The organism is Amycolatopsis sp. NPDC005003, assembly GCF_053600695.1.
On record NZ_JBSGAI010000014.1, the window covers coordinates 96,636 to 109,955 of the forward strand.

At 70.3% G+C, this 13,320-nt stretch carries 14 protein-coding genes; 8 read left to right on the forward strand and 6 right to left on the reverse strand.

Features of this window, described 5'->3' with window-relative positions; genetic code table 11:
• Positions 1–87 precede the first annotated feature (87 nt).
• Together ACWED2_RS18295 and ACWED2_RS18300 are read right to left on the reverse strand one after the other, a co-directional pair.
• On the reverse strand, positions 88–1,644 hold the full coding sequence (locus ACWED2_RS18295) for an alpha-L-arabinofuranosidase B (protein ID WP_449691662.1): 1,557 nt from the start codon (positions 1,642–1,644) through the stop codon (positions 88–90).
• A 237-nt stretch (positions 1,645–1,881) separates the two neighbouring features.
• A complete protein-coding gene (locus tag ACWED2_RS18300) occupies positions 1,882–2,274 on the reverse strand; it encodes a winged helix-turn-helix transcriptional regulator (RefSeq protein ID WP_449691770.1) in 393 nt (130 codons plus the stop codon).
• Between the two features lie 144 nt (positions 2,275–2,418).
• On the opposite strand from ACWED2_RS18300, the gene ACWED2_RS18305 reads away from it, so the two are divergent.
• Positions 2,419–3,276, forward strand: coding sequence for an SDR family oxidoreductase (locus tag ACWED2_RS18305; protein WP_449691663.1), 858 nt, complete (start codon positions 2,419–2,421; stop codon positions 3,274–3,276).
• A 27-nt stretch (positions 3,277–3,303) separates the two neighbouring features.
• Here ACWED2_RS18305 and ACWED2_RS18310 read toward each other — a convergent pair whose 3' ends face one another.
• Positions 3,304–3,528: a hypothetical protein gene (locus tag ACWED2_RS18310; RefSeq protein ID WP_449691664.1), complete on the reverse strand. Its 225-nt coding sequence runs from the start codon at positions 3,526–3,528 to the stop codon at positions 3,304–3,306.
• 169 nt (positions 3,529–3,697) lie between these two features.
• Here ACWED2_RS18310 and ACWED2_RS18315 point away from each other — a divergent pair, with 169 nt between their 5' ends.
• Positions 3,698–4,564, forward strand: coding sequence for a manganese catalase family protein (locus ACWED2_RS18315; RefSeq protein ID WP_449691665.1), 867 nt, complete (start codon positions 3,698–3,700; stop codon positions 4,562–4,564).
• Between the two features lie 133 nt (positions 4,565–4,697).
• The gene (gene glgX, locus ACWED2_RS18320; protein WP_449691666.1) at positions 4,698–6,881 is read left to right on the forward strand and encodes a glycogen debranching protein GlgX; all 2,184 of its coding nucleotides are present in this window, start codon (positions 4,698–4,700) and stop codon (positions 6,879–6,881) included.
• Positions 6,882–6,929: 48 nt separating this feature from the next.
• Here glgX and ACWED2_RS18325 read toward each other — a convergent pair whose 3' ends face one another.
• Entirely contained in the window at positions 6,930–7,406 is a 477-nt protein-coding gene (locus tag ACWED2_RS18325; protein ID WP_449691667.1) for a DUF4383 domain-containing protein, read from the reverse strand.
• 189 nt (positions 7,407–7,595) lie between these two features.
• Here ACWED2_RS18325 and ctaD point away from each other — a divergent pair, with 189 nt between their 5' ends.
• Both ctaD and ACWED2_RS18335 read left to right on the forward strand, forming a co-directional pair.
• On the forward strand, positions 7,596–9,368 hold the full coding sequence (ctaD, locus tag ACWED2_RS18330) for an aa3-type cytochrome oxidase subunit I (RefSeq protein ID WP_449691668.1): 1,773 nt from the start codon (positions 7,596–7,598) through the stop codon (positions 9,366–9,368).
• On the forward strand, positions 9,349–9,585 hold the full coding sequence (locus ACWED2_RS18335; protein WP_449691669.1) for a hypothetical protein: 237 nt from the start codon (positions 9,349–9,351) through the stop codon (positions 9,583–9,585). Before ctaD ends, ACWED2_RS18335 begins: the two co-directional genes overlap by 20 nt.
• A 40-nt stretch (positions 9,586–9,625) precedes the next feature.
• Here the strand turns inward: ACWED2_RS18335 and ACWED2_RS18340 are convergent, their stop codons facing one another.
• Complete coding sequence (locus ACWED2_RS18340; RefSeq protein WP_449691670.1) at positions 9,626–10,468, reverse strand: SDR family oxidoreductase; 843 nt, start codon at positions 10,466–10,468, stop codon at positions 9,626–9,628.
• Positions 10,469–10,636: 168 nt separating this feature from the next.
• Here ACWED2_RS18340 and ACWED2_RS18345 point away from each other — a divergent pair, with 168 nt between their 5' ends.
• Positions 10,637–11,074 (forward strand): Hsp20/alpha crystallin family protein, encoded by a 438-nt coding sequence (locus ACWED2_RS18345; RefSeq protein WP_449691671.1) that lies wholly within the window; start codon positions 10,637–10,639, stop codon positions 11,072–11,074.
• Positions 11,074–11,388: a hypothetical protein gene (locus tag ACWED2_RS18350; RefSeq protein ID WP_449691672.1), complete on the forward strand. Its 315-nt coding sequence runs from the start codon at positions 11,074–11,076 to the stop codon at positions 11,386–11,388. Before ACWED2_RS18345 ends, ACWED2_RS18350 begins: the two co-directional genes overlap by 1 nt.
• An 83-nt stretch (positions 11,389–11,471) precedes the next feature.
• Here ACWED2_RS18350 and ACWED2_RS18355 read toward each other — a convergent pair whose 3' ends face one another.
• A complete protein-coding gene (locus tag ACWED2_RS18355; protein ID WP_449691673.1) occupies positions 11,472–12,689 on the reverse strand; it encodes a PP2C family protein-serine/threonine phosphatase in 1,218 nt (405 codons plus the stop codon).
• Positions 12,690–12,811: 122 nt separating this feature from the next.
• Here ACWED2_RS18355 and ACWED2_RS18360 point away from each other — a divergent pair, with 122 nt between their 5' ends.
• Positions 12,812–13,291, forward strand: coding sequence for a MarR family transcriptional regulator (locus ACWED2_RS18360; RefSeq protein WP_449691674.1), 480 nt, complete (start codon positions 12,812–12,814; stop codon positions 13,289–13,291).
• The last annotated feature ends 29 nt before the right edge of the window (positions 13,292–13,320 follow it).

A 13,320-nucleotide genomic window follows, 5' to 3' on the forward strand; every position in this document is an offset into this window, starting at 1 on the left:
AGGATTCAGGCTACGACCGCCCGCCGGTGCGGGAAAGCGCCGCCACGGGCCCGGCCTCCGAGGCCGGGCGCGTGGCGGCCGTCCGGCTCAGGAAGCCCACGGCGGGCTGATGAGCCAGCTCACGTCGTCGCTGTAGGCGTTGGCGTTGTCGAAGGTGTTCGGACCGCCGTCGGCGGCGATGTAGAGGATGTTGCCGTAGTGGCGGACGTACCGGTCGGCGTAGTTGAGCGATCTGAGCGAGGCACCCTGGCCGTTGCGGCCGGCCTCCGGGCAGAAGGTCGCGTCCTGGGCGAACAGCGCGCTGCCGTCGTTGGCCTGCAGGTACAGCTGGTAGTTGTAGTGCCGCAGGTACTGCCCGGCCACGTTCTTCGACTCGAACGACACGCACGAGCCGCTACCGAGGCCCGCCCGGACCGTCCAGGACGCGTTGCCCTTCTCCATGGCCGAGCTGCCGGACCCGACGACCGCGGTGTCCACAGTGGATCCGGTGTGGTGGATGTAGCGGTCGGTGCAGCAGGCGGTGGTGGCACGCAGCGACACGGCCGAACCCGGGGTCAGGCCGGTGCCCGTGGAACCCGTGGCGTAGCCGGCCGCGGTGATGTTGGCCTGCACCGCGTTTTCGGTGGCGTCCGACGGATACCCGGCCGTCAGCACGCCTTCGTAGAACGTGCCGCGGGCGCCGATGCTGTTGTCGCCGCCGATGCCCAGGATGATGGCCCCTTCCTTCTTCATCGGGTTGTAGCCCGCGACGTTCGGGCGCACGCCGTCGTAGAAGGTCGACACGCCGCCGGACTGGGCGTTGCCGCCGCGGATGGCCCAGTGGTTGGGGCCGCCCTTGACGATGGCGGTCAGGAAGCGGTGGCCGATGCTCGGGTCGTTGGCGTTGTAGTGCTGGTTCACGCCGGAGAACAGGCCGTTCTCGAGGTCGGCCATGATCCACGGCCCGTTGCCGGCGCCGTAGCCCCAGACCTTGTTGTTGCCGAAGTAGATGGCTTCCATCGTGCCGTTGCCGTTGTCGCGGCTGTTGCGTTCGGCGTTGCCGTAGTCGAAGCAGCAGCCGCCGTTGTAGTGCGTGCCGTCGAAGATCGCGTACATGCCTTCGGGCTGGTCGCCGGTCGCGACGCCGTTGGTGTTGTTGTTGCGGTACCCGGTTCCGGGCGCCACGTAGACGCCGTAGGCCTTGTGACCGCCGACGGAGATCGGCGCCGCGGTGGCGTTGGCGAGGTTGTCGTACCCGCCCGCGGCCGGGCCGGAGAACCCGCCCGGCGGCGCCTGCGTGAGGCGGTTGTTCCGGCCGGACTGGTCGTAGATGACCGTGATCAGGCAGGTGGTCCCCGCGCAGAACGCATCCTGGGTCGCCGCGTTGGCCACCCCGCCCGCGGCCAGCGGTGCGATGTCGCGCGTGGCGCTGTCGGACGCGCGCCGGACCTGGTACAGCGGACCGGTGTAGGAGCCGTATAGGGCGCGGGTCGTGGAATGCGCGGCCACACAGGGCGTTCCCCCGGCCGCGTAGATGTCGCACGGCCCTTGGGTGGCCGCCTGGGACGTGCCACCGCCGGCGAGGAGGCCGGTGACGAGCGTGCCGGCGACGATCAGGGCCGGCGCGATGGCGCGTGAACGGGCGTGTCTCGGCTGTCGTGCCATGGTGATCTCCCGCTGGGGTACGGAAATCGTCGATTCGACAGGGCGCGGGCCGGCGACGGTGCCAACCTCCTCCTCGATCGCCGACACGCAGGAACGGCACAAGCGGAGCGATTGTGAGCGCTAACATAACTCCCGCGAAACGCGAGCGCAACGGCCCGTTCACCGCGGCCGGGGAATTTCGACGCTTTCGAGATCGCCTTGCCCCGCAAGGGTTTCCGCCGGCAGGCCGGACAGGCGTCAGGCGCTCGCGGTCTTCGCCGCGTCGTAACGGGCTTGCGCGGCCAGCACGCCGGGCACGGCGGCCTCGAGCACCTCGATCAACCCCAGCAGCCGCTGGGCGACTTCCCGCCCGGCGGGCGTCAGGCTGTACTCCACGTGCGGCGGGATCGTCGGACGCGCTTCCCGGTGCACGAAGCCGTCGCGCTCGAGCGCCTGCAGCGTCTGGGCGAGCATCTTCTCGCTGACCCCCTGCACCCGGCGGCGCAGGGCGTTGAACCGGAACACACCGTCGTTGAGCGCGACGAGGGCGAGCACCCCCCACCGGCCGGTGACGTGCTCCAGCACGGCCCGGGAGGCGCACGCGGTACTGAACACGTCGGCGACCAGCGCCTCGTGCTCGGCGTCGGTCACGCCGTCGCCTCGTTGTCCGTCCATCCCTTGATACTACCCAAGAGTTTGCACGATGGATGTGACGGCACTAACAATGAGTTGGTACTTTCTAAAAGTTAGTACATGCTCGCAGTCACCAGGTACTTGAACCTTCAAGGAGTCCGCATGATCGTCGTCACCGGTGCCACCGGCCACCTCGGCAAGCTCGTCGTCGAAGGCCTGCTCGAGAAGCTCCCCGCCGACCAGGTCGTCGCCGCGGTCCGCACCCCGGAGAAGGCCGCCGGCCTGGCCGAACGCGGCGTCGACGTCCGCCACGCGGACTACACCGACCCCGGCAGCCTGGTCACCGCGTTCAAGGGAGCCGACAAGGTGCTGCTGGTCTCCAGCAGCGAGGTCGGCCAGCGCGTCGCCCAGCACCAAGCGGTCATCGAAGCGGCGAAGCAGGCCGGCGTCCGGCACCTCGTCTACACCAGCGCCTCGAAGGCGACGACGTCGAAGCTCGCCGTGGCCCCGGAGCACAAGGCGACCGAGGAACTGATCGAGGCTTCCGGCCTGGCCGCCACCATCCTGCGCAACAACTGGTACAACGAGAACTACGCCGACACGATCAAGCAGGCCGCCCAGACCGGCAGCTTCGTGGGCAGCGCCGGTGACGGCCGCGTCGCCAGCGCCACGCGGGCCGACTACGCCGCCGCCGCGGTCGCGGTGCTGACCGGTGAAGGCCACGAAGGCAAGATCTACGAGCTCGCCGGCGACGTCACCTGGACGAACGCGGACCTCGCCGCCGAGATCGGCAAGGCCACCGGCCGCGAGATCAGCTACGTCGACCTGCCGGCCGACGAGCACGCCAAGGTCCTCGCCCAGGCCGGCCTGCCGGAGCCGCTCATCGGCTTCATCGTGGCGATCGACGGCGACATCAAGGACGGCCTGCTCGCCGAGACCACGGCCGACCTGCGCACCCTGACCGGCCGCCCCAGCACGCCGATCGGCGTGACCGTGGCCGAGGTCGTCAGCTCGCTCTGAATCCGCCGCGGAAGCCGCCCGGCCGTCTCACAGCGGGCGGCCGGGCGGCTTCCGCCGCGACACGCTGGTCTCCCGCAACGGCGGCTGCCACACCCGGGCTTCGGGGGACTGGCCGTCGTCACCGGGCTGGTCGAGCGGGTCGGTCCCGTTCTGCCAGCGAGCCCAGTGAGCCGCGCACATCCTCCGCCAGAGGGCCGGCTCGTCGCACTGGTACCGCCGGCAGGTCGGCACCCGCTCCTGGTGATCGGTCACGTATTCGCTCCACTCGCCTTCGAACGTTCCGCGTTCAACTACCACAGCGACCGTAGCGTTGTCGATCCCTCGTCCCCTCCCGGCGAACGCTTCGCGATCGCCGTGGTTAACCCTCCGCTAACCGGGAAAGCCCCGTCCGACCCACCACCCGGACGACGGAGGGAACACCGTGTTCCGTCACACGAAACTGCTCCAGTTCGAAGCCAAGCCGGAAAAGCCGGACGCCGTCTACGCCCGCAAGCTCCAAGAACTCATCGGCGGCGCGTTCGGTGAGATGACCGTGACCATGCAGTACCTGTTCCAGGGCTGGAACTGCCGCATCGAAGGCAAGTACAAAGACCTGATCATGGACACCGCGACCGAAGAAATCGGGCACGTCGAAATGCTCGCCACGATGGTCGCCCGCCTGCTCGAAGGCGCCCCCTCCACCGTCACCGCCGAAGCCGTCAAGGACCCGGTGATGGCCGCGACGATCGGCGGCATGGACGTCCAGCAGGCCATCGTCGCCGGCGGCGGCGCCCTCCCGGCCGACAGCAACGGCTACCCCTGGAACGGCAAGTACATCGTCGCCTCCGGCAACCTCCTGGCCGACTTCCGCGCCAACGCCGCCGCCGAAGCACAGGGCCGCCTGCAAACCGCGCGCCTCTACAACATGACCGACGACCCCGGCGTCAAGGCCATGCTCCAGTTCAACCTCGCCCGCGACACCGTCCACCAGAAACAATGGCTCGCCGCCATCGAAGAACTCAAAGCCGACGGCCTCGAAGGCGACATCGCCCCGAACGCCCTGCTCGACGAAGAAGACCAGACCCACAACCACACCATCTGGCACCTCTCCGACGGCCCCGACGGCGCCAAGGGCACCAGCTGGACCACCGACGCCGGCATCGAGTACCTGATGGACCCGGAACCCCTCGGCGGCCCGGGCACCGCCCCGAAGCCCGACCCGGCGCTCTTCGGGACCTACGCCCCGCTGCAGGACGCCAAGGGCACCGCCAAGGGCAAGGCCAAGGAGGTCAAGAACAAGCTCACCTGAGGCCGGTCCGGGGCCGCCGCCCGGCGGCGGCCCCGCCCGGACGGCCGTCCGGGTGAGGAGGGCGACGTCACGGTGTCCGGGTGCGCCCGGCGGGGTACTCCGGGCGGAGATCCCTCGCACCTGTGGAGGCCCAGTGCAGCCTTGGCCCGGTTCCCCTTACCCGCTCGGAGCCGATTACGACGGCGTCGGTACCAATTTCGCGCTCTTCTCCGAGGTCGCCGACCACGTCGACCTGTGCCTGTTCGACCCGGACGGAACCGAGACCCGGATCCGGCTGCCGGAGGTCGACGGCTTCGTCCACCACGGTTACCTGACCGGCGTCGGCCCCGGCCAGGAGTACGGCTTCCGGGTCCATGGGCCGCACGACCCCGCCGGCGGGCTGCGGTGCAACCCCGCCAAGCTGCTGCTGGACCCGTATGCGAAGGCCGTCACCGGCCGGGTGGACTGGGACGAATCGGTGTTCGGCTACCGGTTCGGCCGTCCCGAGGAGCGCAACGACGACGACTCGGCGGCGCACACCGTCCGCGCGGTGGTCGTCAACCCGTACTTCGACTGGGCCAACGACCGGCCGCCGAAGGTGCCGTACAACGAGACCGTCGTCTACGAAGCCCACGTCCGCGGGCTGACGCAGCTGCACCCGGACATCCCGGAGGAGCTGCGGGGGACCTACTCCGGGCTGGCGCACCCGGTGATGGTCGAGTACCTCAAGACCCTCGGCGTCACCGCCGTCGAGCTGATGCCGGTCCACCAGTTCCTGCACGACCACGCCCTCATCGAGCGCGGCCTGGCCAACTACTGGGGCTACAACACGATCGCCTACTTCGCGCCGCACAACGAATACGCCGCGTCGATCCTGCCGGCCACCCCGGGCAGCGAGGTGCACGAGTTCAAGGCGATGGTGCGGACGCTGCACGAGGCGGGGATCGAGGTCATCCTCGACGTCGTCTACAACCACACCGCCGAGGGCAACCACCTCGGGCCGACGCTGTCCATGCGCGGCATCGACAACCAGGCCTACTACCGGCTGGTCGAGAACGACCCGCAGTACTACATGGACTACACCGGCACCGGCAACTCGCTCAACGTGCGCCAGCCGCACACCCTGCAGCTCATCATGGACTCGCTGCGGTACTGGGTGACCGAGATGCACGTCGACGGCTTCCGGTTCGACCTCGCCGCGACGCTCGCCCGGGAGTTCTACGACGTCGACCGGCTGGCCACCTTCTTCGACCTGGTGCAGCAGGACCCGGTGGTGAGCCAGGTGAAGCTGATCGCCGAGCCCTGGGATGTCGGCCCGGGCGGCTACCAGGTGGGCAACTTCCCGCCGCTGTGGACCGAGTGGAACGGCGCCTACCGGGACACCGTCCGCGACTTCTGGCGCGGTGAACCGGCCACGCTGGGCGAGTTCGCCTCCCGGATCACCGGCTCGTCGGACCTCTACCAGAGCGACGGCCGCCGCCCGTTCGCGTCGATCAACTTCGTCACCGCGCACGACGGCTTCACCCTGACCGACCTGGTGTCCTACAACGAAAAGCACAACGAGGCCAACGGCGAGGACGGCCGCGACGGCGCCGACGACAACCGGTCGTGGAACTGCGGCGCGGAGGGCCCGACCGAGGACGAGAAGGTGCTCGACCTGCGGGCCCGCCAGCGCCGGAACCTGATCGCCACGCTGCTGCTGTCCCAGGGCGTGCCGATGATCCTGCACGGCGACGAGCTCGGCCGCACCCAGCAGGGCAACAACAACGCCTACTGCCAGGACAACGAGCTGTCCTGGGTGGACTGGTCGCTGCTGGAGCGCAACCGCGAGCTGTTCGAGTTCACCTCGGGGGTGGTCAGCCTCCGCCATCGGCACCCGGTGTTCCGCCGCCGCCGGTTCTTCGCCGGCCGGCCGATCCGCCGCGGCGACGAACTGCGCGACATCGCGTGGTTCACCCCGGCCGGCGACGAGATGACCGACCAGGACTGGGAGGCGGGCTTCGGCCGCAGCATCATGGTCTTCCTCAACGGCACGGCGATCCCCGACCTCGACGCCCGCGGCGAGCGCGTGGTGGACGACTCGTTCCTGCTCTGCTTCAACGCCCACGACGACGACATCACGATGACGATCCCCGACGGCGGTTACGGCGCGGAGTGGGCGATCGTGCTCGACTCCGCGACGGGCGAGGTGTTCCACCGGTCGGTCGGCGGCGTGCTGGTCGGCGGCGTGGCGGGCGACCGGCCGGCCACCCCGCGCACGGTGCCGGGCGCGGCAACGCTGGTGGTCGGCGGCCGGTCGCTGACCGTGCTGATGCGCACCAAGGAGCAGGACGGCTGACGCGCCGCGGCCGGGTCGCGACGGCGACCCGGCCGCGGTCCGCGGTGGTCAGCCGAGGCCGGGACCCCGGGCGGCGTGCGGCCCCGGACCGGTGCGGCCCGCGCGGGCCGTCAGCAGGCCGAGGGCGATCATGCCGACGCCCAGGCCCAGGTGCAGCCAGTTGTCGGCGGTGTTGACGGGCACGAAGTTCGCGTCGCTGCCGTGGTCGATCAGCAGCCCGTAGAGCCAGAGCACCAGGTAGACGGCACCCCCGGCGATGAGGAACAGCCGGGCGCCGCGCGGGGTGCGGGCCGAGGCGAGGCCGGCGACGCCGAACAGCAGGTGGACGATGTTGTGCAGCACGGAGACCATGAACACGCCCAGCAGCATGGCCATCGAGTCGTGGCCGGCGAAGCTCAGCCGGTCGTAGCCGGTCGTGATACCCGGAACGAAGCCGAGCACGCCGACCAGCAGGAAGACGACCGCAACGACCGCGGCGGCGACCTGCACGGGTGTCCGGGTCCGGGGATGGGTGGCGGTGGACATTTCGGTTCCTTTCGGCCGGTGACGCCGCACGACATACCCGGCCGGACCGGTACCAATCCCCGATCCGGGTCTCGCTCCGGTTGCGAAGGGCCGCCGTTCGGATGATCCCGGGAGCCGCGCGTGTAGCGGCCCCCGGGCCTGGGTACGCGCGCGGGAACAGCCATCCCCGACGGGAGCAGGTGGAGCCCGATGACCGACACGGTGACGCGCCCGGCCCCGATCCCCCACCGCCCGGTGTGGCGGGGTGCGCGCGGTGGGACGATCCTCAAAACCATCCGCACCACCGACCACAAGACCATCGGTGTGCTCTACCTGACAACGTCGTTCGCGTTCTTCCTCATCGGCGGCCTGACCGCGCTGCTGATGCGCGGCGAGCTCGCCCGGCCCGGCCTGCAGTTCCTCTCCCCGGAGCAGTACAACCAGCTGTTCACCATGCACGGCACGATCATGCTGCTGCTCTACGCCACCCCGAACCTGTTCGGGTTCGCCAACTTCGTCCTGCCCCTGCAGATCGGCTCGCCGGACGTGGCCTTCCCCCGGCTCAACGCGTTCTCCTACTGGCTCTACCTCTTCGGCGGCACGATCGTGCTCTCCGCCTACGCCACCCCCGGCGGCCCGCCCGACTTCGGCTGGACCGCCTACACCCCGCTGTCCAACGCCATCCACTCCCCCGGCGTCGGCGGCGACCTGTGGATCTCCGGCCTCATCGTCACCGGCCTCGGCACCATCCTCGGCGCCGTCAACATGATCACCACCGTGGTCTGCCTGCGCTGCCCCGGCATGCTGATGTGGCGCATGCCGATCTTCACCTGGAACATCCTGTTCACCTCGGTGCTGATCCTGCTCGCCTTCCCCATCCTCACCGCCGCCCTGTTCGCCCTCCTGGCCGACCGGCACCTCGGCGCCCACGTCTTCGACCCCGAAAACGGCGGCGCCATCCTCTGGCAGCACCTCTTCTGGTTCTTCGGCCACCCCGAGGTCTACGTCGTCGCCCTGCCCTACTTCGGGATCGTCACCGAGATCGTGCCGGTGTTCAGCCGGAAACCGCTGTTCGGCTACAAGCTGATGGTGTTCGCGACGATCGGGATCACCGGGCTTTCGGCGGTCGTGTGGGCGCACCACATGTTCGCCACCGGCGCCGTGCTGCTCCCCTTCTTCTCCATCATGACGTTCCTCATCGCGGTGCCGACCGGGATCAAGTTCTTCAACTGGATCGGCACCATGTGGAAGGGGCAGCTGACCTTCGAGTCACCGATGCTGTGGTCGGTCGGCTTCATGGTGACCTTCCTGCTCGGCGGCCTGACCGGGGTCATCCTCGCCTCGCCGCCGCTGGACTTCCACGTCCACGACAGCTACTTCGTCGTCGCCCACTTCCACTACGTCCTCTTCGGCACCATCGTCTTCGCGACCTTCGCCGGGATCTACTTCTGGTTCCCGAAGATCACCGGCCGGATGCTCGACGAAGGCCTGGCGAAGTGGCATTTCTGGACGACGTTCCTCGGCTTCCACACCACGTTCCTCATCCAGCACTGGCTCGGCGACGCCGGCATGCCGCGCCGCTACGCCGACTACCTCTCCAGCGACAACTTCACCTGGATGCACACGGTGTCCACGATCGGCGCGTTCGTGCTGGGACTGTCGGTGCTGCCGTTCATCTGGAACGTCTTCAAGAGCTACCGCTACGGCGAACCCGTCGCCGTCGACGACCCGTGGGGCTACGGCAACTCCCTCGAATGGGCCACCACCAGCCCGCCGCCCCGGCACAACTTCCTCGAACTGCCCCGCATCCGCTCGGAGCGCCCCGCGTTCGAGCTGCACTACCCGCACATGGTCGAGCGGATGCGCGCCGAAGGCCACATCACCCACGGGCACCCCGGCGACAAGCCGTCGCCGTCCGAGGTCGCCGCGGGTGCCATCCAGCCCGACGACCAGGGCGACAGCGATGATCCCCGCGGCCGCTGACCCGGGGCCGCCGCTGCGGGCGTGGGAGCGGCGGCGGCTGCGCGGGATCGAGCGAGGACTTAGGCCGGGCAACCGAGGGCGGCTGCTGCTGTGCCTGGGCCTGGACGCCGTCGCGCTGGCGTTGCTGGCCGCCGGGATCTTCCTGGCGCTGCCGTGGTTGTTCGCGGCGTGCGTCGCCGGCAACCTCGCCGTCTGCCTGCACCTGGACCGGGGCTGACCGCCGGAACTCCCCGGCTCCGGCGGCCTTCCCGGCGGCCTCAGAGAATCGGTGTCCCACCCGTCACCGCGACGCGGGCCCCGGACACGTAACTGCCGTCGTCGGAGGCCAGCAGCACGTACACCGGCGCCAGCTCGGCCGGCTGCCCGGCGCGACCCAGCGGCACCTGCTCACCGAAGGACTTCACCGCCTCCTCCGGCATGGTCGACGGGATCAGCGGCGTCCAGATCGGCCCGGGCGCGACGCTGTTGGCCCGGATCCCCTTCGGTCCCAGCAGCTGCGCCAGCGCGGCGCACATGTTCGCGATGCCCGCCTTCGTCACGTCGTAGGGCAGCAGCTGCGGCGTCGGGTTGTCGGAGTTCACCGACGAGCTGCCGATGATCGACGCCCCCGGCTTCATGTGCGGCACCGCCGCCTTGGCGAGGTGGAAGAACGCACTCAGGTTCGTGGCGATCGTGTGATCCCACTCCTCGTCCGGGATCTCTTCCAGGCTTTCGTGGCTCATCTGGAAGGCGGCGTTGTTGACCAGCACGTCGATCCGGCCGAACTCGTCCACGGCCCGGGCGACCAGGGCCCGGCAGTGCGCCGGGTCGGCGACGTCCCCGGGCACGACGACGGCCTTGCGCCCGGCTTCTTCGACCCAGCGGCGCGTCTCTTCGGCGTCTTCGTGCTCGTCCAGGTAGGAGATCAGCACGTCGGCGCCTTCCCGCGCGTACGCGATGGCCACCGCGCGGCCGATGCCGCTGTCCGCTCCGGTGATCAGCGCCGCCTTGCCGGTCAGCTTGCCGGAGCCGCGGTAGGTGTGCTCGCCGTGGTCGGGCCGCGGTGTCATCGCGGCGGTCGTCCCGGGCGGGGTCTGCTGCTGGGCGGGCTGCTCGGACACGGGTGGCTCCTCCGGTACGGGGTTTCGGCTCTCCCGTCCCGTGTTCCCGGTGGCTCACGGCTCACACTGTCATCTTGATGATGACTTCCCACTTGTCATCGTTTTGATGACATGCTAGAACAGTGGTGCGTGTTGACACCCACCGTCGAAGTCAGAAGGAGGACACCGATGTTGATGCGCACCGACCCGTTCCGTGAGCTGGACCGTCTCACCCAGCAGGTCCTCGGCACCGCCGGAACCTGGTCGAAGCCGGCGGCGATGCCGATGGACGCCTACCGCGCCGGCGACGAGTTCGTGGTCTGCTTCGACCTGCCCGGCGTCGCCCCGGACGCCATCGACCTCGACATCGAGCGCAACGTCCTGACGGTCAAGGCGGAGCGCCGCCCGCTCCAGGGCGGCGACGACGTCGAGATGCACGTTTCCGAACGGCCGCTGGGTGTCTTCTCCCGCCAGCTGTTCCTCGGCGAGAGCCTCGACACCGACCACATCGCCGCAGACTACGAAGCGGGCGTGCTGACGCTGCGCATCCCGGTCGCCGAGAAGGCCAAGCCCCGCCGCATCGAGATCGGCGGCGACCGGGCCGGCCGCAAGGAAATCCAGGCCTGATGAACGAGCGGGCCCACGCCGCGGCGGAGCGGATCTTCGCCGCGGCCGCGGACCTCGGCACCACCCGCCAGGAGGCGGTCCTCGTGACCCGGGCGGTCCACGCGGTCAAGAAGGGCCGCCCGACCGAGGTCGCCCTCACGGACACCCCGCAACACCGGCGGCGCCGCCTGGCCCACGTGGTCGGCTGCGAGCTGTGGGAGCCGGGCATCGACGCGGACGAAGTGCTCGCGGCGGTCGTCGCCGCGGGACGCACGGCACCTCAGGAGCGGAAACCGCCGGCCGCCTCTCCCCCGCACGCCATCGCGGCTGCCTGACCCGATCCCCGGCCGGCAGCACCCAGCCGCCTGCGACCCCGAGCGAGCCGGAGGCGGCTGGTTTCGGGCCGCGCGGCCCGAAGCTACTGCGCCCCGTCGGCCCGCCGCACCGTCACCGCCGGCTCGTTCCCCGTGCCGGACAACGGCGTCGACCCGAACCAGTCCAGGCACACCACCATCGCGTCGTCTTCGGCCTGGCTGCCGTGCCGCCGGGTCGACAGCTCCCGCAGCACCGCGCCCGGCACGTGCGCCGCCGGCAGGTCCGCCGTCGCCGTCACCGCCTCGGCGAGCTCCCGGTCGCCATAACGCTCCCCGTGCGGGCCGAGCGCGTTGTACACCCCGTCGCTCACGAAGACGAACCGGTCGCCGTCGGCGGCCTGGAATCCTTCGAGCGTGTAGATCGTCCCGTCGAACGTGCCCAGCGGGAGCTGCTCGTCGAACAGGACCCGCTCGGCCTTCCCGTCCCGCAGCCGCCACAGCCGCGGCGAACCGGCGTCGACCACCGTCACCGCGCCGGTGGCCAGATCGAACTCCAGCAGCAACGCGGCCACGTGCTCGGCGCCGCGGTAGTGCGCGTACAGCGCCTGATCGGCGAGCTCGGCCTGCGCGTCGAGCGGGATCCCGGCGCGCCGGGCGTTGCGCAGCGCGTTCACCGCCAGGTTCGTCAGCAGCGCGGCTTCGCTGCCCTCCCCCATGCCGTTGATCAGCGTGACCGCGAGTTTCCGGGCGGACGCCGACCAGTCGAAACAGTCCCCGTAGATGGCGTACGCGGGCTCCAGCTGGCCGCCGAGCGCGAATTCGGGCCGGGTGCAGGCGCGCCCAGGCAGCAGCTGCCACTGCATCTCCGCCGCCAGGGTCAGCCGCGAAGACCGCCGCGCCTGGATGTACAGGTCGGTGTCGCGGTCGGCGACGAACAGCTCGTGGGCCGCCGCTTCGGCGAACCGCTGGAGCTCGGCCCACACCTGCGGCTCGGGCTCGTGGGGCAACGTGACGGCCAGGACGCCGAGCCGGTCGCCGCGGACGCTGACCGGCAGGTAGCCGGTGACGCGGTCGCCGTCGTGGGAGAACGTCGCCGCCTGCGCGAGGAACGCCGCGCCCGGGGTCGTGCCGTCGACCGGGATCGGCTCCGTCGTGTAGGGCTGCTCACCCACCCGGCACAGTTCGGTCAGCGCGTAGTCGGCCATCAGCAGCTCGACCGCCAGGGTGCCGAAGTGCTCGCCCAGCCCCGAGCGCAGGGCGCCGGGCAGGTCGTGCGGTGGTACGTCACGCAGGAGCCGCTCCACCGCCAGGGATCTGTCCAACGCCTGCCTCCTGCTCACGCGCCCACACCGGGTCCGGTTCTGTCGAGTCTGCGCCGCTCCGGCGCGCCGGTCCACGGCGAGTCGCGTGAGCTGTGCTGCCGGTTCAGCATAGGGATGCCAGAGTGGACGCCGTGGATCGATCCCGCGAGCAGGCCGCCCCGGACGGGACGGCCGCCGTGTCGGACCTCGCCCGCCTCCTGGAGACGGTCGTCGAGGGGGAGCGGGACGTTTCGCCGCGCCCGCTGTCGGTGTCGCAGCTGCGCGCGGTGGTCGCGCTGGATCGCCACGACGGGGTCAACCTGCGGCAGCTGGCCGAGCAGCTGGGCTCGACGCCGCCGCTGGTCAGCAGGCTCTGCGACCGGCTGGAAGCGGTCGGGTTCCTGGAACGCCTGCCCAGCGCGCGCAGCCGGCGGGAGCTGACGCTGCGGCTGTCCGATCGCGGGCGGGCGTACCTGCAGGAGCTGCGAGCGCGGCGGCGGGACCGCGTCGAGGCGCTGCTGGCGAAGATGAGCCCCGCGGGCCGGACCGCACTGGCCGCCGGGCTGCGGGAGTACCGGGCGCTGGCCGAGGCGGCCGGGGACCTCCCGGATTTGCGTTCCTGATACAACTGTTGTTATATGACAATCACTCA

Coding starts and splice junctions, on each gene's coding strand:
- ACWED2_RS18295 (WP_449691662.1), bottom strand. CDS start 1,644: ATGGCACGACAGCCGAGACACGCCCGTTCACGCGCCATCGCGCCGGCC.
- ACWED2_RS18305 (WP_449691663.1), top strand. CDS start 2,419: ATGATCGTCGTCACCGGTGCCACCGGCCACCTCGGCAAGCTCGTCGTC.
- ACWED2_RS18325 (WP_449691667.1), bottom strand. CDS start 7,406: ATGTCCACCGCCACCCATCCCCGGACCCGGACACCCGTGCAGGTCGCC.
- ctaD (WP_449691668.1), top strand. CDS start 7,596: ATGACCGACACGGTGACGCGCCCGGCCCCGATCCCCCACCGCCCGGTG.
- ACWED2_RS18335 (WP_449691669.1), top strand. CDS start 9,349: ATGATCCCCGCGGCCGCTGACCCGGGGCCGCCGCTGCGGGCGTGGGAG.
- ACWED2_RS18345 (WP_449691671.1), top strand. CDS start 10,637: ATGTTGATGCGCACCGACCCGTTCCGTGAGCTGGACCGTCTCACCCAG.
- ACWED2_RS18350 (WP_449691672.1), top strand. CDS start 11,074: ATGAACGAGCGGGCCCACGCCGCGGCGGAGCGGATCTTCGCCGCGGCC.